At 71.2% G+C, this 23271-nt stretch carries 22 protein-coding genes; 12 read left to right on the top strand and 10 right to left on the bottom strand.

Annotation, left to right across the window (positions count from 1 at the left end):
* The 5 genes from D452_RS28585 to lpdA all read left to right on the top strand — a co-directional run.
* A partial coding sequence (locus D452_RS28585; protein WP_040694224.1) for a glycoside hydrolase family 15 protein occupies positions 1-321 on the top strand: 321 nt, incomplete at its 5' end.
* 211 nt (positions 322-532) lie between these two features.
* Positions 533-1639: a winged helix DNA-binding domain-containing protein gene (locus tag D452_RS0118310; RefSeq protein WP_017545597.1), complete on the top strand. Its 1107-nt coding sequence runs from the start codon at positions 533-535 to the stop codon at positions 1637-1639.
* An 84-nt stretch (positions 1640-1723) separates the two neighbouring features.
* Positions 1724-3355 carry a hypothetical protein gene (locus tag D452_RS0118315; protein ID WP_017545598.1) on the top strand — a complete coding sequence of 544 codons (1632 nt, stop codon included), beginning with the start codon at positions 1724-1726 and terminating at the stop codon, positions 3353-3355.
* Between the two features lie 136 nt (positions 3356-3491).
* Entirely contained in the window at positions 3492-4439 is a 948-nt protein-coding gene (locus tag D452_RS0118320; RefSeq protein WP_040694230.1) for a DedA family protein, read from the top strand.
* Positions 4440-4571: 132 nt separating this feature from the next.
* Complete coding sequence (gene lpdA / locus D452_RS0118325; RefSeq protein WP_017545600.1) at positions 4572-5978, top strand: dihydrolipoyl dehydrogenase; 1407 nt, start codon at positions 4572-4574, stop codon at positions 5976-5978.
* A gap of 89 nt (positions 5979-6067) precedes the next feature.
* Here the strand turns inward: lpdA and D452_RS0118330 are convergent, their stop codons facing one another.
* The 8 genes from D452_RS0118330 to D452_RS0118365 form a co-directional block, all read right to left on the bottom strand.
* Positions 6068-6568 carry a 2,4'-dihydroxyacetophenone dioxygenase family protein gene (locus tag D452_RS0118330; RefSeq protein WP_017545601.1) on the bottom strand — a complete coding sequence of 167 codons (501 nt, stop codon included), beginning with the start codon at positions 6566-6568 and terminating at the stop codon, positions 6068-6070.
* Positions 6569-6621: 53 nt separating this feature from the next.
* Positions 6622-7362, bottom strand: coding sequence for an SDR family NAD(P)-dependent oxidoreductase (locus tag D452_RS0118335; protein ID WP_017545602.1), 741 nt, complete (start codon positions 7360-7362; stop codon positions 6622-6624).
* A gap of 12 nt (positions 7363-7374) precedes the next feature.
* The gene (locus D452_RS0118340) at positions 7375-7725 is read right to left on the bottom strand and encodes a hypothetical protein (RefSeq protein ID WP_017545603.1); all 351 of its coding nucleotides are present in this window, start codon (positions 7723-7725) and stop codon (positions 7375-7377) included.
* Positions 7715-8542 carry an ABC transporter ATP-binding protein gene (locus D452_RS0118345; protein ID WP_017545604.1) on the bottom strand — a complete coding sequence of 276 codons (828 nt, stop codon included), beginning with the start codon at positions 8540-8542 and terminating at the stop codon, positions 7715-7717. The genes D452_RS0118340 and D452_RS0118345 overlap by 11 nt, the downstream gene beginning before the upstream one ends.
* The gene (locus tag D452_RS0118350; protein WP_233515932.1) at positions 8539-9438 is read right to left on the bottom strand and encodes an ABC transporter permease; all 900 of its coding nucleotides are present in this window, start codon (positions 9436-9438) and stop codon (positions 8539-8541) included. Before D452_RS0118350 ends, D452_RS0118345 begins: the two co-directional genes overlap by 4 nt.
* On the bottom strand, positions 9438-10286 hold the full coding sequence (locus tag D452_RS0118355; RefSeq protein ID WP_017545606.1) for an ABC transporter permease: 849 nt from the start codon (positions 10284-10286) through the stop codon (positions 9438-9440). The genes D452_RS0118350 and D452_RS0118355 overlap by 1 nt, the downstream gene beginning before the upstream one ends.
* Positions 10283-11416, bottom strand: coding sequence for an ABC transporter substrate-binding protein (locus D452_RS0118360; protein ID WP_017545607.1), 1134 nt, complete (start codon positions 11414-11416; stop codon positions 10283-10285). The genes D452_RS0118355 and D452_RS0118360 overlap by 4 nt, the downstream gene beginning before the upstream one ends.
* Positions 11417-11642: 226 nt before the next feature.
* Complete coding sequence (locus D452_RS0118365; RefSeq protein WP_017545608.1) at positions 11643-12641, bottom strand: LysR family transcriptional regulator; 999 nt, start codon at positions 12639-12641, stop codon at positions 11643-11645.
* A gap of 295 nt (positions 12642-12936) precedes the next feature.
* On the opposite strand from D452_RS0118365, the gene D452_RS0118370 reads away from it, so the two are divergent.
* Complete coding sequence (locus tag D452_RS0118370) at positions 12937-13620, top strand: hypothetical protein (RefSeq protein ID WP_017545609.1); 684 nt, start codon at positions 12937-12939, stop codon at positions 13618-13620.
* Positions 13621-13928: 308 nt separating this feature from the next.
* Complete coding sequence (locus tag D452_RS0118375) at positions 13929-14810, top strand: aldo/keto reductase (RefSeq protein ID WP_017545610.1); 882 nt, start codon at positions 13929-13931, stop codon at positions 14808-14810.
* A gap of 69 nt (positions 14811-14879) precedes the next feature.
* On the opposite strand, the gene D452_RS0118380 is transcribed toward D452_RS0118375, so the two are convergent.
* The gene (locus D452_RS0118380; RefSeq protein ID WP_017545611.1) at positions 14880-16472 is read right to left on the bottom strand and encodes an OmpA family protein; all 1593 of its coding nucleotides are present in this window, start codon (positions 16470-16472) and stop codon (positions 14880-14882) included.
* Positions 16473-16744: 272 nt separating this feature from the next.
* Between D452_RS0118380 and D452_RS0118385 the strand changes: the two genes are divergently transcribed.
* The 5 genes from D452_RS0118385 to D452_RS0118405 all read left to right on the top strand — a co-directional run bounded on the left by D452_RS0118385 (position 16745) and on the right by D452_RS0118405 (position 21467).
* Positions 16745-17374 carry a fasciclin domain-containing protein gene (locus tag D452_RS0118385; protein WP_017545612.1) on the top strand — a complete coding sequence of 210 codons (630 nt, stop codon included), beginning with the start codon at positions 16745-16747 and terminating at the stop codon, positions 17372-17374.
* 146 nt (positions 17375-17520) lie between these two features.
* Complete coding sequence (locus D452_RS0118390; RefSeq protein WP_026129449.1) at positions 17521-19224, top strand: molybdopterin-dependent oxidoreductase; 1704 nt, start codon at positions 17521-17523, stop codon at positions 19222-19224.
* Positions 19225-19321: 97 nt separating this feature from the next.
* The gene (locus D452_RS0118395) at positions 19322-19987 is read left to right on the top strand and encodes a fasciclin domain-containing protein (protein ID WP_017545614.1); all 666 of its coding nucleotides are present in this window, start codon (positions 19322-19324) and stop codon (positions 19985-19987) included.
* A gap of 149 nt (positions 19988-20136) precedes the next feature.
* The gene (locus D452_RS0118400; protein ID WP_017545615.1) at positions 20137-20730 is read left to right on the top strand and encodes a sigma-70 family RNA polymerase sigma factor; all 594 of its coding nucleotides are present in this window, start codon (positions 20137-20139) and stop codon (positions 20728-20730) included.
* 8 nt (positions 20731-20738) lie between these two features.
* Positions 20739-21467, top strand: coding sequence for an anti-sigma factor (locus D452_RS0118405; protein WP_017545616.1), 729 nt, complete (start codon positions 20739-20741; stop codon positions 21465-21467).
* Between the two features lie 449 nt (positions 21468-21916).
* Here D452_RS0118405 and D452_RS0118410 read toward each other — a convergent pair whose 3' ends face one another.
* Positions 21917-23221 (bottom strand): MFS transporter, encoded by a 1305-nt coding sequence (locus D452_RS0118410; protein ID WP_017545617.1) that lies wholly within the window; start codon positions 23219-23221, stop codon positions 21917-21919.
* Positions 23222-23271 lie beyond the last annotated feature (50 nt).

The following is a 23271-nucleotide window of genomic DNA, read 5'->3' on the forward strand; positions in this document are numbered from 1 at the left end:
CGCTTCCAGGCCACCGTCACCGCCGTGGAAGCCGAACTCCGCTCCGGGCCCACCGTCTACCGCTACCACCGCGACGACGGCCTGCCCGGCGGCGAGGGCGGCTTCCACCTGTGCACCACCTGGCTCATCGAGGCCTACCTGCTCACCGGCCGAAGGGCCGAGGCCGAGGAACTCTTCAAGCACCTGGTCGACTGCGCCGGCCCCACCGGGCTCATCCCCGAGGAGTACGACCCCGTCACCGAACGCGCGTTGGGCAACCACCCCCAGGCCTACTCCCACCTGGGCCTGATCCGCTGCGCCCAACTCCTCGACCAACACTGACCCACGCCGCACACGCGTAGGGGGGGTGTCCCGTGGTGGGACACCCCCCTACGCGTGTCCCGGGGAGGGCCGTCCGGTCCGCTATCGGTCTGCTCATCACGAAGTCCGCGTCGAGACCACGCCCGGAACGGCGTGGTTCACCCGGATTCATCCCATTTGAGAGGTAGGGTGCCCGCACGTTCCGCACACCGGAGGACCGGAGGGACACACCATGGCCACGACCCTCAGCCGACGCGAACTCAACCGCGCCACCCTGGAACGCCAGTTCCTGCTGAGCCGGGTGGAGCGACCGGCCACGGAGGTGCTGAGCCACCTGGCCGGACTCCAGGCGCAGACCACGCACACCTGGTATGTGGGGTTCCAGAGCCGCATGGCGGACCCCGACCCGCACGAGGTGGGGCGCCTGCTCACCGACGGCACCCTGGTCCGGATGTCCCTGATGCGCTCCACCCTGCACCTGGTCTCCGCCGAGGACGCCGCCTGGATGCGTCCGACCACCCAAGAGGTCATGGAGCGGGACCTGTCGCACGGGTCCCACGGGAAGGGCACCGCAGGGGTGGACCTGGAGGCGGTGGTGACGCTCGGCCGCAAGATCCTGGAGGAACGCCCGCTCTCCCCCAAGGAACTGGGGGAGCACATCGGCGCCCACTGGGAGGGCGTGGACGGCGAGCACCTGGCCTACGTGGTCCGCTGCCTGCTGCCGGTGGTGCAGATCCCGCCGCGCGGTGTGTGGGGAGCCTCGGGGCAGCCGGTGCTGGCTCCCGCCGACACCTGGACCGGCTGGCCGATGGCCCCCGGACCGGACCGGGAGAGGCTGGTCCTGCGGTACCTGGCGGCCTTCGGTCCGGCCAGCGTGATGGACGTGCAGGCCTGGTCCGGCCTGACCCGGCTCAAGGCCGTGGTGGAGGGCCTCCGTGAACGGCTGGTGTCGTTCCGGGACCCCTCGGGTACGGAGCTGTTCGACCTGCCCGACGCCCCACGCCCCTCGGCGGACGTCCCGGCGCCGGTGCGCTTCCTCTACGACTTCGACAACCTGCTGCGCGGGCACGCCGACCGGAGCCGGGTGGTCTCCCACGAGAACCTGCGCGGGCTCTCCGCGCGCAACGGCATGCCGCCCGCGACGGTGCTGGTGGACGGTGAGGTCAGCGCCTCGTGGAGGGTCGACCGGGGCCGGGGAACGCCCTCACTCGACATCACGCCCTTTCGCGCGTTCAACAAATCGGAAATCGAGGAGATCACTGCCGAGGGGGACCGTCTCCTCGCCTTTCTCCACCCTGGCCAGGAGAGTGCGGGTCCGCGATTCACGGACCGCACCTGATTTCCCGCACACCCGGAGGCCGACCGTTTTGTGCACGTGCATCCTGACCATGGATGGCAAGGGCCGGTATGACAGGATTCGGGGGTGACTGAAGAGTTCCGCGCCGCGTTCCAACGTGTGCTCGACACCGCCGCCAGCCAGGCACCCGGCTTCCCCGAAGCCGTGCACGACGTGTTCCGGCTCTCCTCCCAGGTGCCCCGGGAGGAGCTGGCCATAGCGCTGGAGGCGCTGACTCCGGTCCTGAGCGACTGCGAACCCCACGCGGGGGTGGCCGCCGACCTCTCGGTCCTGGCCGGCGCCCTCGTGGAGTCCGGCGCGCCCGCCGGCCAGGTGGGCCTTGAGGTGCTGCGCCAACTCGGCAGCTACGGCCAGGCCGCCGTCGCCTTCATCCACGCGTGGGAGAAGACCGGCGGCGGTGCCCTGCCCGCCCCGAACGGCGTGGACGAGGCCGAGGAGAAGCGGGTCGAGCAGGTCCTCGGGGACAACGCCCCGCTGGCGACCATCGGCTGGTGGACCTCACTCCGCTACGGCCTGGCCGCCAAGGCCATGCTCGGCGACTCCGGAGTGCGCTCGGCCGTGCGCGCCGACCCCGGCGCGCTGCACGAGCTGAGCCAGATCGTGCAGGCGCTCTCCACGCGGCTCAGCGAGTTCGGCGAGGTGGGCGAGCTCCTGCGCATGTCCGAGGCGGACCGGCTCCTCGTCCTGGACCGGGTCTCCCGGCGGGGCTTTCGCGTCGCCTTCGACGGCGTGAGTGACAACTTCCAGCTGCACACCCTGCTCGCCGACGCGCTGATCGGCAAGGAGGGGAACCGCCTGCCCGGCACCCGGCCGGACCCGCGCTGGGTCGCGGCCTCGGTGGACGCGTCGGTGGACCCGTTGGCCGACGTGGTGCGGGGCGAGTGGGACCTGGTCGGCGGGGACGGCACCTGGGTGGGGAACGAGGCCTGTCCCGGCGACGTCCCGCAGGTGGACGGCGAACGGGTCCTGGTGCTGGAACCGCAGTCGCTGCTGCACTCGTGGCGTGCCGGGCGCCGACACCCGCACATCACCGGCTCCCTGAGCGTCCTGGAGGAGCTGTCCCCGGACGAGGCGACGGCCTGGTGGGCGCGCACGCACCCGGCGGGGGCGGTCCGCCACCCGCAGGCCCCGCCGATCGAGAACGACGACACCGGCGCGCACCGGCGCCCGCCCCGGCACTTCGGGGTGGCCGCGCACTTCGCCGAGGTGGATTCCGGACCGATGTCGGCGCCGTTCGCCTCCCTGGGCCCGGACCTGGACCTGGACGCCCCCGGCGGGGGTCTGTCCGCGTCCTTCGAGGACGTCACCATCAACCCCGGGGCCGCTCCGGTGTTCCCGGACTCCCCCGCCTCCCTGTTCGACACCCCGGCGCCGACGCCCGGGGCGCTGGACGACGACGAGGACGAACCCGACGACTTCACCGTGCCCGCGGCCTGGTCCGGCGCGCTGACCCCGACGGCGCCGGACCCCGACGACGACCCCCTCGTCCCTCCCCTCCCCGAGCCCGAGTGGCGCGACCCCCGCCCCCTCCCGGGCCCCGAACCCGAGCCGCGCGCCGACGACCGCCTCACGGAGGATCCCCCCGCCGCCGGGCGCCCGCCGGGCGCCCGGCTGCTCCCCCCGATGCCCCCCGGGGTGTCGGACAGCAGCACCTGGGCCCCCCAATGGAAGTGGCCCATGGGACCGCCCGGGCGCTGAACCCGGCCGCCCGCGCCCGGCCCCTCCACCGCGCGGGCACATGACAACTGTCATCCCCCACTCACCACGCCCCTCACACGAGGGCGGTGACTGCTGGGACTGTGGGCCGGACCCGGTTCACGGAATCATGGAGGGCATGAGGACGATGAGCCAGACCCCGCAGGGCCAAGGACAGCCGGGCGAGACCGGGCACTCCCCCAGGCCCACCCGTGAGGAGGCGCTCACGGCGGCAGGGAAGGCCTGGGACGAGGCCGAGGCGGAGCGCGCCATCGCGCACTGGAAGAGCCAGAAGCCCTGGCCCGGCACGATGCAGCGACAGGACAGGGTCCTGCTCTGGCTGCTCATCGGCATCCCCGCGTTCTTCCTCCTGACCATGCCGCTACGGCCGTTCCTCATCGCGGACCACGCCGTCCCCCTGGCCTTCGTCACCGGCAGCCACGCGGCGGTGGGCGCCGCCTCCGCCTTCGCCGGGGTCGGGCAGGGCTCCCTGTGGGTGGTGATCGTCGCGGGCGTGATCGGCAAGGTGAAGATCGACTGGCTGTTCTGGTGGGTGGGCCGCCGCTGGGGCCGCGGCATCGTCGCCTTCCTCGTCCCGAGCGAGCGCGGCCGTCAGTTCGCCGAGCGCCTGGAAACGATGAACCCGTGGGTCATGCGGCTGCTCATCCCGCTGAGCTACCTGCCGGGCGTTCCCGCGGGCATCCCCCACGTCATGGCCGGGGTGAGCGGGATGCGCCTGCGCACGTACCTGCTGCTGGACGTCATCGGCGCCCTGATGATCACCGCCGTGGTCGCGGCCATCGGGTACCACTCCGGCCAGGCGGGGGTGGACGTGGTCCTGCTGATCGACAGCTACGCGCTCTGGCTGATGCTCGCGATCATCTTCGGCATGGCCGCGATCCCCACCTACACCAGCATCAGGGACCAGCGCGCGCGGCGGAAGCAGGCCCTCGGGGAGGCCGCCGAGGCCTACGACGCCGAGACGGCCCGCCTGGCCGTCCAGGAGGACCCCGGGGCCGCCTCCCGGGAAACCACCCAGGATGATCCCGCCACCCCCACACCCCCTCCGAACAGCAGGGACGACTGAAAGTCAGCTCACCGTCGCGCACGGTCGCGCGCGGAGGCGGACTCCTTGACTAGGCTGGCGTTCGGCAATCCGACACCCCGGGCAAGCCGGCTGCGCTGGGTGCGTCACAAACACACTCAAGGAGATCCCGTCATGGGACAGCAACACTTCGATCTGGTCGTCCTCGGCGCCGGGCCCGGCGGCTACGTCGCCGCGATCCGCGCGGCCCAGCTGGGTCTCAAGGCCGCGGTCATCGAGGAGAAGTACTGGGGCGGCGTCTGCCTGAACGTGGGCTGCATCCCCTCCAAGGCGCTCCTGCGCAACGCGGAGCTGGCCCACCTCTTCAACAATGAGGCCGACCTCTTCGGCATCAAGGTGAACGGGACGGTCGAGTTCGACTACGGCAAGGCGTTCAGCCGCAGCCGCGAGGTGGCGGACGGCCGGGTCAAGGGCGTCCACTTCCTGATGAAGAAAAACAAGATCACCGAGCTCAACGGGCGCGGCACCTTCGTCGACGACCACACGGTCGAGGTCCGGGGCGAGGACGGCTCCACCGGGACCGTCACCTTCGACAACGCGGTCATCGCGGCGGGCTCCTCCACCAAGCTGATCCCGGGCACCTCGCTGTCCGAGCGGGTCGTCACCTACGAGGAGCAGATCCTCAGCGAGGAGCTCCCCGGGAGCATCATCATCGCGGGCGCGGGCGCCATCGGCGTCGAGTTCGCCTACGTCATGCGCAACTACGGCGTCGACGTCACCATCGTGGAGTTCCTCGACCGGGTCGTTCCGCTGGAGGACGAGGAGGTCTCCAAGGAGATCGCCCGCGCCTACAAGAAGCTCGGTGTGAAGGTCCTGACCTCCACCAAGGTGGAGTCGGTCGAGGACACCGGCAAGGGCGTGAGCGTCACCGTCACCGGCAGCGACGGCAAGCAGCAGACGCTGGAGGCGGACAAGCTCCTCCAGGCGATCGGGTTCGCGCCCAACGTCGAGGGCTACGGCCTGGAGAAGACCGGCGTGGCGCTGACGGACCGGGGCGCCATCGAGATCGACGGGCGCGGCCGCACCAACGTGCCGCACATCTTCGCGATCGGCGACGTCACCGCCAAGCTCATGCTGGCGCACACCGCCGAGGCGATGGGGATCGTGGCGGTGGAGACCATCGCCGACGCCGAGACGCAGGAGATCGACTACCGGTTCATCCCGCGCGCCACCTACTGCCAGCCGCAGATCGCCAGCTTCGGCTACAGCGAGACCGAGGCACGGGAAGCGGGCTACGACGTCCAGGTGGCCAAGTTCCCGTTCATGGCCAACGGCAAGGCGCACGGCCTGGGCGACACCCGGGGCTTCGTGAAGATCGTCTCGGACGGGAAGTACGGGGAGTTCCTCGGCGCCCACATGGTCGGTCCGGACGTGACCGAGCTGCTGCCCGAGCTGACCCTGGCCCAGCAGTGGGACCTGACCGTGCACGAGGTGGCGCGCAACATCCACGCGCACCCCACCCTCAGCGAGGCGGTCAAGGAGGCCGTGCACGGCCTGGCCGGGCACATGATCAACTACTGATCCGTCCGCCGACCCCGCACACAGGGGACGGGGCCGGTCCCGTCAGGGGGACCGGCCCCGTCGTTCATGGGGCGCCACGGGTGTCGGCGTCAGCGGATGAGCGACTCCACGTAGCCGTCCAGGCCCACGGACGCGTAGTGGGCGCGGGCCATCTCGATCTTGGTGAAGACGTCCTCGTACCCGGTCTGGGTGCCGTCCTCGTCCACGTACACCATCGCGCCGCTGATGTTGAAGAAGGTGACCATGTGGTCGCAGTCCTCGGGAACGGCGAGCGTGTGGATCTCACCCGGCGGCTCGTAGACGAAGTGACCGGCCTCGGCCACCCAGTCGTGCTCGTAGTAGTGCCAGCGGCCCTCGATGACGTAGCCGAAGACCGCCCCGGGGTGGCGGTGCCGGGAGACGATGCCGGACGCGGTGACCTTGAGCAGGTTGCACCACTGGCCGGTGACGGTGTTGAGCATCAGCGGGCGGAACCACACGTTCGGGGCCTGCGGCACCCACATGCGCGGGTCCTCGGGGACGGCCGGGATCGCGATCTCGTCGGGGATTCCGGCTGACGGGTTGATGACGGGAGCTCGGTTCGGTGACACGGTTCCTCCAGGTGGGCGGGGTGGGACGGCGAGCGGGGACTCGGGGGGAGGGGTCAGGCGGCCAGGTAGCCGCCGTCGACCGGGAGGACGGCCCCGGTGACGAACCCGGCGTCCGGGCCGCACAGGAACTCGACCGCCCCGGCGACCTCGGCCGGGTCGCCCCAGCGGGCCATCGGGGTGCGGCCGAGGATGCGCGCCTCGGCCTCCGTGTCGGCGCGGACCCCCTCGGTGAGCTCGGTGCGGATCCAGCCGGGCGCGACCGCGTTCACGCGGATGCCCAGGGACGCCCAGGCGACGGCGAGCGACCTCGTGAGCTGGGTGATCCCGCCCTTGCTGGCGCTGTAGGCGGGGACCAGGGGGCCGCCGAAGAAGCTGAGCATCGAGGCGACGTTGACGACGCTGCCACCGGCCGCCTCCAGGGCGGGCCGGGCCGCGACGCACGCCCGCATGGCGCAGGTGAGGTTGACCTCCACGACCCTCGCGAACACCGCCGGGTCGAACTCCTCGTGCCTGCGGATGATCCCGGCCGCGTTGACCAGCGCGTCCACGCGCGGGAAGGAGGCCAGGTAGTCCTCCAGAGCGTCCTCGCCGGTGACGTCCAGTTCGGTGACCTCGGCCCGTTCCCGGAGCCTGGCCGGAGCGCGTTCGGTGTCCAGGCCGCAGACCGCGACGCGGCGGCCGCGGTCGACGAAGCGGGCGGCCACGGCCGCACCGATGCCGCTGGTGCCCCCGATGACGACGACGGTCCCATCGTCGGACCTCGGTTCGGGGACATCCCCGGGTGCTGTCTCCATGCGCTGCTCCTTCTAGGCGTCGGAATCCGGGACGGCGAGGGACTCGATCCAGTACTCCCGAGCGAGGGCGTCGACACCCGCGGGGGACACCCCTCTGAGGTGGACCGTCGTGTCGGTCGTCCCGGCGACCCGTCCGTGGTCCTGGAGCTTGAGGAAGTGGTAGCGCTCCGGTTGGAAGCCGAGCACCACGTCCACGTCGAACCGGCCGCGTTCGTCGGGGGCGTCCCCGATCCCGGGTTCGGCCTTGCCGACCGCCTGGACCCCCAACCAGACCTGGTAGAGGAGGACGAGGAGCAGCACCAGCGCGATCCGGCGCAGGGTGGCGCTGCGTACCGCCCTCGCCCCGAAGGACCTAGCCGACATCGGCGGTGCTCCCGTCACTCTCCTGTGGCCCGGCGCCGTCGCGGCTCCGGTCGGAGTCGACGGCCAGGAGCCCGTTGATCCGCGCGACGGTCTCCCGGAAGCCGGGGTGGTCCACCGCCGCCTGCCAGGTGCGCGGGCGGGGCAGGTCCACGGTCACGATCTCCTGGACGGTGCTGGGCCGTGAGGACAGCACCACCACGCGGTCGGAGAGGAAGACCGCCTCGTCGATGTCGTGGGTCACGAAGAACACCGTGGGACGGCGCTCTTCGAAGATCCGGGTGAGGTCCTCCTGGAGCCTGCGCCGGGTCTGCGCGTCGATGCTCGCGAAGGGTTCGTCCATGAGCATCACGGCGGGCTCGTTGGCCAGCACGCGGGCCACGCCCAACCGCTGGCGCATGCCGCCGGACAGTTCGTGGGGGTAGCGGTTCTCGAACCCGGCCAGCCCCACCAGCTCCAGGTACTCGCGGCCGCGCTCCTCCCGCTCGCGGCGTCCCATGCCCTTCATGCGCAGCCCGAAGACCACGTTTCCGAGCACGGTCTTCCACGGGAACAGGGCGTGCCCCTGGAACACCACGCCCCGGTCGGGGCCGGGCCCGCTGACCTCGCGGCCGTCCACCGAAACCGTCCCGCCGGTGGGGTTCGCGAACCCCGCCACGGTGTTCAGGACGGTGGTCTTGCCGCAGCCGCTCGGGCCGAGGACCGACACGAACTCGCCGCGCTCCACCGTGAACGAGATGTCGCCGATCGCGACGACCTCGTCCCCGGTGTAGGAGTCGGTGAAGACCTTCTCCAGGTGTTCGATCACCAAAGCGGTCATCTGTCGTCCTCCATGCTTCGCACCAACCCCCACCGCTCCACGGTGGCCCGCTCGAACGGCGCCAGGACCAGCGCGTCGAGCATGTACCAGAGCACCCCGAGCACGACCATGCCGAGGAACACCTGACTGACGTCGCCCACCCGGCGGGCGTCGAACATCATGAAACCGATCCCACTGGTGCCGACGATGATCTCCGCCGCCACCAGCGCCCGCCAGCCGTAGCCCAGGCCGGTGCGCACACCGGTGGCCACGGACGGCAGCGCGCCCGGCAGGATCACCTCGAAGAACACCCGGACCCTGCCCGCTCCGAGGCTGCGCGCGGCCCGGATCAGCTCCTTGGGGACCTGCTCGACCCCGGAGACCACGCTCAGCATGAGCGGGAAGACGATCGTGTAGACGATGACGAACGTGACGGCGGTCAGGCTGAACCCGAACCACACGATGACGATCGGCAGCCACGCGATGTCCGCGATCGCCTGGAAGAACAGCAGGATCGGCCACACGGCCTTGCGCAGCCGCCAGAAGAGGGCGGTCAGGAAGCCCATCGGGAGACCGATGAGCAGACCGAACCCGACCCCGTAGGCCAGGCGCTCCAGCGAGTCGCCCAGGTAGCCGACCAGGATGCCCTTGCGGACCAGTTCGACGAACTCCAGCACCACCCGGTCGGGGCCCACGAAGAACGCCTGCGGGAAGAGCCCGCTCTCCGCGAGGGCCCACCAGAGGGCGATCACCGGCACGAACGGTCCGAGCGTGCGGAAGGCGGGGCTGCGGGTGAGCCGCAGCCACACGCGCCGGTGCAGGGGCGCCCGCCGACGGACCGCCCGCGCGGGCGCGTCGCCTGTTCTGTTTCCGGCGGGTTGGACGGTCCCGCCGGAAGTCTCAGTGAGGGACCGCATCAGCGACCACCCCCCGTCATGCCCCACCGCTCAACGGTGTTCCGCTCCAGGGGGGCGAGCAGGAGTCGGTCCATCAACAGCCACAGGACACCGATGATCACCATCGAGGCGATGATGACGTCGGTGGAGAACGAGGTCTGGGCCAGGAACAGCGCGTAGCCCAGACCGGCGCTGGTCGCGATGATCTCCGCCGCGACCAGGCCCCGCCAGCCGTAGCCGAGGCCGATCCGCAGGCCGCTGACCACGCTCGGCAGCGCTCCGGGGAGGAGGACCTCCCAGAACAGCCGCCAGGGACCGGCGCCCAGCGAACGCGCCGACCTCAGCAGCTCACCGGGGATGCTGCGCACGCCCAGCATGGTGTTGTAGGCCAGCGCGAAGAACATCGCGTTCCACACGATGAAGATGACGGCGCCGTCGCCGTACCCCAGCCACAGGGTCGCCACGGGGATCCAGGCGATCCCGGCGAGTGCGACGGAGAACCGCAGCAGCGGCGTGAAGAAGGCGGAGAGGACACGGCTGGCGCCGAGCGCGATCCCGAACGGGATGGCGGTGACGATCGCGATGACCGCGCCGACCAGGACCCGGTACAGGCTGGCACTCAGGTGCCGGACCAGCTCGCCGCTGACCGCCATGGACCGCAGGGCCTCGGCCACATCGGTGACCTGGGGGAAAACCCGTTTGGGCACCCCGGTCACGGCCACCGCGGCCGCCCAGGCTCCGACCAGGGCGACCAGCGGCAGCACGAACCAGAGGAAACCGGCGGCCCGGTCTCCGGTACGGCCGCGGCGTGGGGCGGCCGTACCGGATCGCGCGGTGCGTCCGGAACCGCGCGTCGGGCCGTGCGTCATACGGCGCACGCCTCCTGGTCGACCTCACGGATGAAGGTGTGGTCGGACTCGATCTCGGCCGTGTTGGGGACCTCGGGGAGATCGTCGAACAGCTCCGGGTTGTTCTTCTCGACGGAGAGGATCGGACCCGGAACGAACAGGTCGTTGATGTCGGTCTCGTACTCCAGCTGGCCCTGCTCCTCAAGCAGGACCGCGACGGTGTCCAGCGCCAGGTAGTTGCAGGCGGAGAAGCGGCCGTCCAGCTGGGCGATGTTGTACTCCATGGCGGCCTGGGCGACCTCCGGCTCGGTGCCGGTCAGCCAGCGCGCCGCGGAGTCGGCGGCGTCGTCGGGGTTCTGACGGATCCACTGGTCGGTGGCGGCGCGGGCGGTGAGGAAGGCCTCGACCAGCTCGCCGTTCTCCTCCAGGTACTCCGGCGTGGTGACGATGTAGCCGATGAAGGGGATGTACCCGCCGCCGCGCAGGATCTCCTCGGAGCCCTCGACCTGGTCCGTGATGGTGATCGGCCACGGGTCCCAGATGACGGCGGCGTCGATGCCGCCGGTCTCCAGGGCGACCGGCATGTCCGGCGGCGCGGTGTTGACCATCTCGACGTCGTCCGGGTCGATGCGCAGGTCCTTGAGCAGGCCCAGCAGGTACAGGTGGTTGATGGAGCCGAAGGTGGTGCCGATCTTGGCGTCCTCCAGCGTGGAGAGGTCATCCGGGTCGATGCCGGAGTCCTCGGCGGCGACGATGGCCGCCGTCTCGTCGACGCTGCGCTGGACGGCCGAACCGGTGTAGTTGCCGACCAGGGCCAGGTCGACTCCCTCGCCGGCGGCGGCCAGGGCCGGGACGCCGACCTGGATGATGTCGACCTCACCAGCCTCCAGCGCGTTGATCGCGTCGACGCCCGTGGGGAACGGGTCGGCCAGGGTCACGTCCAGACCGTGGTCCTCGAAGTAGCCGACCTCGGTGCCGACGGGCAGGCCGATCTGGTCGATCGCGGACACGTATCCGGCGTTGAGGGAGCCGCTGACGGAGCCGCTGGCTCCCTCCACGTCCTCGTCGACGGTGGAACCGCCACTGCACGCCGTGGCGAGCAGGACTGCGGAGCAGACAAGGGAAAGGGGAGTGAGCGGAAATCGCTGCATGAGGGTTCTTCCGGTGACAGGGTGTGCGCCCTCACACGAACGCTTGCACGTGCCGTTCCCGCTGGTAGGAGACGCACCTGGGACCCGCCCGCGCGGCGGTGAGGGAATGGGGCTGGAGGGCGTGCGAAGCTCCGGAGGACGAGGAGTCGTCCGGAACTTTCATGCTTTCGCTTGCAGACCGTACCTGGATTTGCCCCTGGTCGTGAAGTTCCATTCGCTTATACCCTTATTCGGAAAGCGAATAAGCCCAGGTCCCGACTCCCTGCTCCTCGCTCCGCGGTGCGTTCTGTGTCCTTGTCGGCAGCGTTCCCGCAGGTCGGGGCGCTTCGGTTACAGCCTGGAGAATTCTGCGCGCCGCCGGGGTGAGGGCCCGGGTGGAGTCCCAGCAGACGGCCACGCGGCGCCGAGGAGCACCCTCCAGGGGGCGCACGCGGACCCCCTTGGTGTCGGCGCTCCAGGCGGCCAGCCAGTTGGTGACCCCCACGCCGATCCCGTGCGCGACCAGCGACACGAGGGTCTGGGGCTGGTTGGTGGCCTGGACCGGGCTGATGGTCAGCCCGTGCTCCTGGAAGACCCGGAAGGACTCGAACTCCGCCGTCTCGGGGGCGTCGAGGCGACCTATCACCACGATGGGGTGTTCGGCCACGACGGCCATGGGGACGGGGTCGGGGACGTCGGAGAGCGGATGGTCCTCCGCGTGCACGACGACCAGCGGTTCGGCCCACAGGGGCCTGCTGACCACAGAGGCCGAAGTGGGCTCGGGGGTCATGGGCCTGAGGTAGAGGTCGATGCCGCCCGCCGCGAGGGCATCGTCCAGTTCGAGGGTGGCGTGTTCGGTGAGCACCACCTTGATGTCCGGGTCGCTGACCGCGAGGGACTGGAGGAGTGCGGGCACGAAGGCCGCGCTCGCGCTGGGGTAGGAGCCCAGGGACACGATGCCCCGCGTACCGCCGCGCCAGGGCGCCATGGCGGACTCGGCCCGTTCCAGGGCGCGCAGGACGTTGCGTGCCTGCACCGCCAGGGCACCGCCCGCCTCGGTCAGCTGGACGGGGCGCTTCTTGCGGTCGAAGAGCGGCTGGCCGATCTCCCGTTCGAGCGCGGCGACGTGTTGGCTCACTCGCGGCTGCGACCTGCGGGTCGACTCCGCGGCGGACACGAAGCTGCCGGTCTCGACCACCGCCAGGAACGAGACGAACCACTCCAGGCGAATGTCCGTGTCCAGCATGTCGAGGAGTGCTCCGGTTGCCTAGGGGATGAAGGGGGGCTCACGATACCTCCCCAAATGGGAAATCAGACTCTAAATCGGTCCTCGATCGCTCCGGCACCAGCAGCAACTCCCTTTTCAGACTATTAACGATACTGATTCTGACATTCCAGAAACCGGACACCGAGGCCTGATCGTCCCACCCTCCACCGGCCCGGCGGGGAGGGCCTCCCCGGGGCGCCGGACTTGCTAGGTTTCCCTGTGTCCCCCGCCGGAGCCCCCTCCAGCCCGGCGCACCCCGAACCGAAAGCCACCCATGCGCCTGATCCCGTCATCACCCCTCTCGTGCCTGGGCACGGCCGTCGCCGCAGTCGTGATCGGCGGTGTCGTCCTCGTCGGCTGCGACGTGGTCGACCTCGACCTGGACCTGAGCATGTCGTCAGGCGGCTCGGACTCCCCCGAGGAGGAGGCGAGCGCCAGTCCCAGCCCCGAGGAAGAGCCGGAGGAAGAGGAGGCGTCCGCCTACGGTCTCCCCGAGTCCTGCGAGGCGGCCGGCGCCGCGCAGATCGTCGGGGACCTCGCGCCGGGCCAGGTGCTGACCGAGGAGAGCGGGGAGATCGAGGGGATCGAGAACGCCGAACAGCTCTCCTGCACGTTCAGCGACGGGAGCACCGAGCCCGGAACGCCGTCGTTCACCCTCGTGTTCACCTCGGGTGCCGACCCCAGCGCCAATCCGGACGTCGTCCAGGTCCCTGGCGCGGAGGCGGAGATGAACTGGGAGGTGGACGTCGACGTGGACGTGGACACCTACCACACGGAGGACTCCGACGACCTCGGCGCGGACCTGGAGTACGTCGGCACGGTGGACGGCTCCAGCCGCCACCTGTACCTCCAGCTGCCCGGCGACTTCCACGTGACCGCGATCGCCTACTTCGAGGACGTCGAACGCGGCGACCTGGAGCGCGTGGTCTTCCAGGCCGCGGGCCAGATCCGCAACTGACCGAGCCGCTGAGGGGGCCGCCGACGACGTCGGCGGCCCCCTTCGCGTTCTCCCTGGCCTCCACCGGCGCCCTCCGCCCGGGGGCGGCCGAGGGGGTCGCACGGGCAAAAGCACCGTCCGCGGACGTACCCACCGCCGCGGCCAACCGGAATCCGTATGACCTCCCCGACGCGCTCACGGGTTCCTTGCCACCACCGCCACCTGCTGGGATTCTTCCCGCAACACCGCAGCGAGCCTGGCCTCGCACGTCGTGGCCCGATCCCCCTCCGCCCTGTCACGCGGCCCCGCGCCGCCCGGAAGGAACCCTCGTGACCGACGTACACACCACACCGAATCTCGCCCGCCTGTCCGGCACCTTCGCCCTCGGCGGGAACCTCCCCGTGCACCGCCTCGGATTCGGCGCGATGCAACTGGCGGGCCCCGGGGCCTGGGGAGAGCCCCAGGACCGCGACGAGGCGCTGGCCGTACTGCGACGCGCGGTCGAGCTGGGCGTCACCCTCATCGACACCGCCGACTCCTACGGCCCCGAGGTCAACGAACGGCTGATCCGCGAGGCCCTGCACCCCTATCCCGAGGACCTCCTCGTGACCACCAAGGTGGGCATGGTGCACTCGGGCCCCGGGCAGTGGGAGGCCAACGGGACGCCCTCGCACCTCAAGCGGCAGGTGGAGTCGAGCCTGCGCAACCTGGGCCTGGAGCGCATCGGCCTGCTCCAGCTCCACTGGATCGACCCCGAGGTGCCGCTGTCCGAGCAGCTGGGCGCGCTCGTGGAACTGCGCGAGGAGGGCAAGATCCACCACATCGGGCTGACCGGGGTGACGAGGGAGCAGCTCCGGACCGCCCGCAGGACCACACCCATCGCCTCGGTGCAGAACGAGTACAACCCCGGCCAGCGCAGGTCCGAGGACGTGCTGGAGCGGTGTGAGCAGGAGGGGATCGCGTTCCTGCCCTGGGCGCCGATCGCACGCGGGGAACTGGCGCGTCCGGACTCCCCGCTGGCGCCCATGGCGGCCGAGAGCGGCGTGACCCCGGCCCAGCTGGCACTGGCCTGGCTGCTGCGCCGGTCGCCGGTGATGCTGCCGATCCCGGGCACCTCCCGGGTCGAGCACCTTGAGGAGAACATGGCGGCCGCCTCGGTGAGCCTCTCCGAGGCGGAGAGCGAGCACATCAGGAGGCTCCTCGCCGTCTGACCACGCACGGGGGTCGAACACGACGAGGGGCCGCCGACGGTGCGTCGGCGGCCCCTCGCGGGTCCCGGGTCAGTAGTCGACCGGGATCTCCTCGAACTCACCGAACGGGCCGGCCCGCAGGGTCAGTTCCTTCACGTCCACGGGAGGAGCGGGGAAGACCGCGACCAGCTCGTGGGTGTTGCCGGGCTGGATCATGTGGACCTCCTCGGCGAAGCTGCTGTAGCGGCCGTCGCCGAAGTCCATCTGGGCCACGTAGCGGACCAGGCCGTTGTCCGGCTCGAAGAGCTGGAAGCCGCCGAGGGTGCCCTTGTTGAACTGCTCGGGGCCACCCGCGACCGTCTCGGAACCCCCGAGCTCGGGGGTGAGCGGCTGGTCAGTGGTGTTGGTCATCGCCACGGTACCGATGACGTACGCGCCGTCACGGCGGAGCGGGTGGATCTCCAGGCGGATACCGCCCTCCTCCCCCTCGGCGACGACGGAGCCCGGGTCGTCGCTGTACGGCGCGGGCCAGGTGACGTTGCGCTGGGCCACACCCAGGCCGTCGTCGTCGTACTCCTCGTCCTCGGTGGCCTCCACGGTGGGGTTGAAGACGTAGGAGAACTCGACACGGCGGTTGCGGGCGCGGGCCTCCTCGTCGTCGGGACCGCCCTCGCGGGCGATGGGCTCGCGCTTGCCCCGGCCCTCGACCTCCAGCTTGTAGTCGGTGCCGAGCTCCTCCGCGAGGAGGTCGCGCACGGTCTCGGCGCGCTCCACGGACAGGTTGTCGTTGTAGGAGTCGTCACCGATGCCGTCGGTGTGGCCGATGACCGTGATGGTGGGGTCGTCGGGGTCCACGTTGTTGGCCAGCGTGGTCGCGGCCCGCCGCACGACGTCGGCGGCGGTCTCGGTCAGGTCCGAGCGGTCGAACTCGAACATCACGTCCGAGTGGAGGGAGATGATCTCCCGGTCGCCGTCACGGGTGGTGGAGGCGATCTCGGAGTCCACGAAGCTCTGCACCCAACCCTCGTCGGCCACCGCGTCCTCGTCGGGACGCCGGTTGGCGAAGGTCAGGTTCTCACCGCGTCCGGGCGGGTCGTCGAGGCTGAGGTGGTCCGGCCCGTTGGGGTTCTCGGGGTCCGCCCTCTCCTCGTCCACGTCCTGGATGGTGATGCCGGTCATCGCACCGAGGCCGCTGCCGACGAAGGTCACCTGGGAGACCTCGTCGGGGATGCGGGGGAAGTACCGGGTGTACTCGTTGGTGACCCCGTCGTGCACGGGGTACAGGCCGTCCTCGTTCGGGCTCTCGGAGCCGTACTTGAGTCCCCCCTCGTCGAGGAACTGCCGGTACACGCGGCCGGTCAGGGGGTCGACCAGCGTGTGCGCCATGCTCAGGTTCCGGTTGGGCCCGGCGAAGTCGTCCAGGTAGGTGACCTCGTAGTGCATGACCGTGTAGTCGTCGGTGCGCTCCAGGCCGGTGATCGAGAAGCGCATCTCGGCGTCCTGTCCGGTGTCCTGGAAGATCCGGCCCTCTCGGACGTAGGGGAACTCCTCCCTCACCTCCGGCGGGCCCGACGCGTCGCCGAAGGTCTCTGACCACCAGTCGGACACGGGGGTACAGCCGCTGAGCAGGAGGCTGCCCGAGACCATGAGCGCGACCACGGTGAGGGGCGTCTTCCGCGCCATGTGGGGGAACTCCGATCGTTGAGGAGACGTACGGGCAATATCCTCCTGCACTCGCGGGGTCGAACCGACCACTGCGTCCCCGTAGGAGCACGGTCAACCTCCCTGGCCAGGGGTGACCCCTATGGGGGTTTCTTCGGTTATGGCGCGGGGGCGGCCGCTCCACCGGCACCGCGTTCGTGCTCGGGTGCAGTGAGTCGGGCGCCGCACTACAGCCCGCCGACACGTAGCGTCGTGCCTTGGTGACGGAGGGACATCACCCGAAGGAGAGACGCATGCGCGGATCCACGCTGGCCGCGGTCACGACGGCCGTGGCTCTCGCCCTCGCTCTCGGAGCCTGTGGTTCCGGGGACGGGGACACCGATGGCGAGGGCGCCCAGGAGTCGGGGCAGGAGAGCCGACGAGAGGGTGCGGCCGGGGACGGGAGCACGGACGGCCCCTTCGGCCCCGGGTGCTCGGACTTCCCCTCGGAGGGTGGGGGCAGTCTCGACGCGATGGCAGGCCAGCCGTTCGCCACGGCGATCGCCGACAGTCCGGTGCTGGGCAACCTGGCAGACGCCCTGGAACGGGCCGGGCTCAGCGAGGAACTGGACAACGCCGAGGGCGTGACCGTGTTCGCCCCCGCCAACGACGCCTTCGACATGTACCCGGACGGGGAGATGGACGACCTCCGGAAAGACTCCGGCAGGCTGGCGTACCTGCTCGGCTACCACGTGGTCGCGGGCGAGGTGGACAGCTCGGAACTGGACGGGGGCGTGTTCGACTCCCTCAACGGGGGCCAGGTGCGTGTCTCCGGCTCCAGGGCGGAGTACACCGTGGACGGCTACGCCACCGTGGACTGCGCGGACGTGCGGACCGCCAACGCCACCGTGCACGTGGTGGACATGCTCCTCATACCGTCCTGATCCGGGGCCGGAGAGCCCGGACGGCGCGGAACGGCTCGCCCCGGATGGCAGCTCCCCCGGCGTCGAGCGGAGGGGTGCGCCGGGGTCCCGGGGAGAATTCTCGGAAAACCTCCCCGTCGACCAATCCGGTTCCCTCCCGGCCCCGAATGCCCCACGTGACTACCGGGACACGCGGGGAACAGCACCCGCCACGCGACGGACGACGTTGGGGCGTCGGAGCGGGCCTCGGCCTGCTCGTCGTCGGGGCGGCGCTCGGCTTCGGCGAACTCGCCGCCGGGCTCCTCCGCGTGACGTCCCCGGTGGTGACGGTCGGCGACGCGCTCGTCGACAACAGTCCCCAGTTCCTCATGTCATGGGCGATCGCGCTCTTCGGCACGGCTGACAAGGCCGTGCTGGTCATCGGAGTGCTGATCGTGCTGATCCTGTCCGGGGCGGCACTGGGTGTCGTGGCTTCGCGCCGCCCTGTGGCCGGATACGTGGGACTGGGGCTGTTCACGGCGGTGGGGCTAGCCGCCGTGGCCCTGCGCCGCGCCGACGACCTGGGGGCGGCCACGGCCGTGGTCGTCGGCGGGGTCGCGGGCACCGTCGCCCTCGCTCTGCTGCTGAGGAGCCTGGGCCCGGCTCCGTCCCGCGCCCAGGGGGCGGGACCGGACGCCGACCCGAAGGACGAGACCGACACGGACCGCGCCGCCGAGGCCGGTTCCGAGAAGGACACCGAACCGAACCAGGGGCCGCGTGCGAGGGGTGACGCCCCCGGCGTCCCCCAGGCGGGCCCGGACGCGGGACCCGGCCGGAGGGGCTTCGTCCTCACCGCCGCCGGAGTCCTGGCCGCCTCCGGGACCGCTGGCGCCCTCGGACGCACGCTGCCGTCCCTCCTGGGCGGCGCGGGCACCGGAACCCAGCTGTCCCTGCCCGCCCCCGCGTCCCCGCTGCCCGCCCTACCGTCCGGCGTCGACCTCGGCGTCCCGGGGCTGGCACCCTTCACCACCCCCAACACGGACTTCTACCGGATCGACACCGCCCTGACGGTCCCGAGGCCGGACCCCGCCCGGTGGACGCTGCGCGTGCACGGCATGGTGGACCGCCCCTTCGAGATCGACATGGACGAACTGCTCTCCCGCGACCTGGTCGAAGCGGAGATCACCCTGGCGTGCGTGTCCAACCAGGTCGGCGGGGACCTGATCGGCAACACCCGCTGGCTCGGCTTCCCCCTGGCGGACCTGCTGCGGGAGGCCGGGGTGCGGTCGGGCGCGGACCAGATCCTCAGCACCTCCAGCGACGGCTGGACCTGCGGAACCCCCACCGAGGTGGTCATGGACGGCCGCGACGCCCTGCTGGCCGTGGGCATGGGCGGGGAACCGCTCCCCCACGAGCACGGCTACCCCGCCCGCATGGTGGTGCCGGGCCTGTACGGGTTCGTCAGCGCCACGAAGTGGGTCACCGACATCAAGCTCACCCGCTTCGCCGACGAGCAGGCCTACTGGGCCCAGCGCGGCTGGGGCGTGAGGGCACCGATCAAGACCATGTCCCGGATCGACGTGCCCTCCCCTCTGGGGCGGGTCGAGTCCGGCGAGGTGGTCCTGGCCGGGGTCGCCTGGGCCCAGCACAGGGGGGTCGCGGGGGTGGAGGTGCGGGTGGACGACGGCGACTGGTGGGAGGCCGAACTCGCCGAGGTCCCCGGGATCGACACCTGGGTCCAGTGGGTCGCCGAGACCACCGTCGGCCCCGGCAACCACGCGGTGGAGGTCAGGGCCACCGACGCCACCGGATTCACCCAGCCGTCCGAGCGGGTGGACCCGATCCCCGACGGCGCCACGGGCTGGCACCGCATCCGTTTCACGGCCACCTGAGGAGACGGCTCCGAGCGCGCACCGCCGCACGCCGGACCCTCCGCGCACGGCCCACCACACAGACCGAGAACGCAGTCAGCAACAAAGGAGACTCACGATGAACCGCATGACCGCCACCGCCCGCAGGAACAAGCTCGCCGCCACCGCCGCGGCCGCCGCGCTCGCCTTCGGCCTGTCCGCCTGTGGCGGCATGGACGACTCCGGCAGCGAGAACACGGACGCCGGCGGCGCCGAGGAGACCGAGGACACCGGTACCGACGAGAACACGGACGAGGGCACCGAGACCGCGGGCGAGAACTTCGGCCCCGGCTGCGCCGAGGTGCCCGAGGACGGTGACGGCAGCTTCGAGGGCATGGCCCAGGACCCCGTCGCCACGGCGGCGTCCAACAACCCGCTGCTGTCCACCCTGGTCACGGCCGTGGGCGAGGCCGACCTCGTCGACACGCTCAACTCGGCCGAGGACATCACCGTGTTCGCGCCCACCAACGAGGCCTTCGACAAGATCCCCGAGGAGGACCTCAACGCCCTGCTGGAGGACCAGGAGCAGCTCACCGAGGTGCTGACCTACCACGTGGTCGAGGGCGAGCAGGCCCCCGAGGCCCTTGAGAACGGCACCTTCACCTCGCTCCAGGGCGACGACGTCACCACCGAGGGCTCCGGCGAGGACTACACCGTCAACGGCGACTCGAGCGTGGTCTGCGGCAACGTGCAGACCTCCAACGCGACCGTCTACATCGTTGACACGGTGCTGATGCCCTCCTAGTGAGAGGCTACGCCGGGAGGGACACCCGGGCGGTCCGCGCGTTGAGGCCGGGCCGTCCGGGTCCCCCACCGGGAACCTGACCGCGGCCCCACCCCAGGCCCGGTCGCGCAACGAACCAGCACCACATCACCGAGACGAGAAGGGTCCGGATGGACAGGGCAGCCGCCGCACCGCACGACGCGGTCCACGACGCCGATCCGCCCGGGTTGGAGGAGCTGCTGCGCCTCGTGGCGCGCGGCGACGAACACGCCTTCGGCCGGGTCTACGACCTGATCAGCCCCACCGTGTACGGGCTGGTGCGCCGCATCCTGCGCGACCCCGCCCAGTCGGAGGAGGTCACGCAGGAGGTGCTCGTGGAGGTGTGGCGCAGCGCCTGCCGCTACGACGCCCGCCGGGGCAGCCCCCAGGCCTGGGTGATGACCCTCGCCCACCGCAGGGCCGTGGACCGGGTGCGGTCCGAGCAGGCCAGCACCGACCGGGAGGCCCGGGCCGCGGCGGCCGACACCCAGAGGCCCTACGACGAGGTGGCCGAGGAGGCCACCAACCGGCTCGAACGAGAACGCGTGCGCCGATGTCTGGACACGCTGACCGAGCTCCAGGAACAGTCGGTACGGCTGGCCTTCTACGGCGGATACTCCTACCGTGAGGTGGCCAACCTGCTGTCGTCTCCCCTGGGGACCATCAAGACGCGCATGCGTGACGGGCTGATAAGGCTCAGGGACTGTCTGGGGGTGGACTGGTGAGAGGGACGATGGGGCAGGACACGCACACACTGACGGGCGCCTACGCGCTCAACGCCCTCTCCCCGAACGAGAGCGTCCGGTTCGAGGACCACCTGGCCGACTGCGACTCCTGTGTCCAGGAGGTGCGGGGCTTCAAGGAGACCTCGGCGAGGCTGGCCGCCGCGACCGCGCAGGCCCCGCCCGCCGAACTCAGGGCACGCGTGCTGGAGGAGGTCGCCCGGACACGGCAGCTCGCCCCGGCTCCCGAGCGTCTGCCCGAGCCGCGCGTGCGTCGCGCCTGGCCGTGGATGCTGGGTCTGGCGCTGGCGGCGTGCGTGGCCGCGATCATCGCGCTGGGGGCCGTGGTGCTCGACCAGGGCCGCCAGGTGGACGAGCTCCGCACCAACGAACAGCGGATCGCGGCGGTGATCTCCGCGCCGGACGCGGTCTCCACCAGCGCCGAGCCCATGGAGGGCGTGAGCGTCACCGTGGTGCACTCCGAGGACCTGGGCAACCTGGTGTTCAGCGCGCACGGTCTGGACGACCTGCACGACGAGGACTACCAGCTCTGGCTGACCCGCGACGACGGCAGCGTGTACTCGGCGGGCGTGCTCTCCGTGGACGACGCCGGGTTCGTGCTGCCGGTCCTCGCGGAGCCGGATGAGGGGACCGAGGGCGTGGCGGTGACCGTCGAGCCGGAGGGCGGTTCCGAGCAGCCCACGTCCGACCCGGTGATGGCGATGCCGGTCACCGGCTGACCGGTATCGGCGCCGCCAGCGTGCGGCGTCCGAAGTCCGGACGCGGCCCCCGTCCCCTAGGCGGGGGCCGCGTCGTGTCCGGAGCGCGTCGAGGGGCCATGGCACGTCGCGGCATCTGGTCCCCGTGCTCCGCGGCCTCCCCCACCCAGCCACCTCCCACGACCGTGAGGGGTGGCGGGGCGGGACCCACCCCACGAGCAGTGCCAGGGCAGGGGTCACCTCCGCGAGCGGTGCCGGGCAGAACCCACCCCACGAGCAGCGCCAAGGGCAGGGCTCACCTCCGCGAGCGGTACCGAGCGGGACTCACCTCCGCGAGCGGTGCCGGTCAGAACTCACCTCCGTGAACGGTGCCGAGGCGGGACCCACCCCACGAGCAGCGGCAGGGCAGGGGTCACCTCCGCAAGCAGTTCCGGGCAAAACCATCTCCACGCACAGCGGCAGGGCAGGGCTCACCTCCGCGCGATCTCCTCCGGCCGGGGCAGGTCGCGCATGGTGGGCCCGAGCGTGAGGAGGGCGGCCAGGGCCGACACCACCGCCATCATCAGGAACACGAGGGTCGGCCCCGCGAGGTCGAAGAGCAGTCCGACCGCGACGATCCCGACCGGCTGGGACAGCAGCGCCATGAACGTCACCGCGCCCAGTGCCCGCCCCTGGTAGCGGTCGGGGACCGAGGTAGCGACGTAGCTGTAGAACACCGCGTTCACACTGGGCACGGCGGCAAACACGAACCCCACGATCAACCCGAGCGACAGCACGCCCGGAGCGACCAGCAGAGCGAGCGCGCAGACGGGAGCCGACCAGGCGGTGAAGAGGAAGATCGCGCTGGGCCTCACCTGGCGCACGACCACCCCTGCGGCCAACGCGCCGACCAGCCCGCCCGTGCCCGCGAGGGAGACGGTCAGGCCGACCACGAAGTGGGAGGCGCCGCGGTCGTCAGCCGTGGCGATCAGCGCCAGGAACGCACCGGTCTGGGTGAAGGCCAGGTTGAAGCAGACGATCCACGCGAGCATCGGCCGCAGGATCGGGTCCCGGGCCAGCAGCGCGAAGCCCCGAACCGCTCCGCGCAGGCTCATCCGTTCCGCGCCGTCGAGCCGCGCCTGCATGGGGCGCCGGATGCGCAGGATCAGCGCCCCCGACACCAGGTAGAGGACGGCCTCCGCCAGGAAGGGGTAGGCCCGTCCCAGACTGAAGAGGAACCCGGCGACGGGCGGGCCCAGAGTTGTCGTGGTGAAGAAGCGGATCTGGTTCTGCGCGGCGGCGTCGGCCATCTGCGCGGGCGGCACGAGCTGTTTGATCGCGGCCATGGCGACCGGGTTGGAGACACCCATGAGCGCCGAGGACATCACGGCCACGGCGACCACCACCGGCACGGTGGCGTGCCCGCCGATCAGGGTTCCGGCGAAGGCCACGAGGAGCAGCAGGCGGCCGAGGTCGCACACGAGCAGCACGGCGCGGCGGTTGACGCGGTCCGCGAGGGAGCCGCCGAGCACGGCCGCGACCATGGTGGTGGCCACCTGGGCCGCGCCGACGAACCCGGCCTCGGCGGCCGATCCGGCCAGCGTCAGCATGAGCAGGGGGTAGGCGACCTCGCCGCTCTCCTTGCCCAGCCCGGCGAGGAACCGGCTCGACCACAGTGCCTGGAAGTCCTGGTTGCGCAGGAGCGGGGCCGATCCGTCCCCCGGCGCCACGGTCCCGGGGCCCGGTGGGGACGCCGTGTCCGGGGGCGGGGAGGGGTGCCGCTGTTCGATCGTCATGGTGTCCGACCCCGTCGTGATACCCGGTGAATCCCGGGGGTGCCCCGCGG

Source organism: Nocardiopsis prasina DSM 43845 (assembly GCF_000341265.1).
Lineage (GTDB): Bacteria > Actinomycetota > Actinomycetes > Streptosporangiales > Streptosporangiaceae > Nocardiopsis > Nocardiopsis prasina.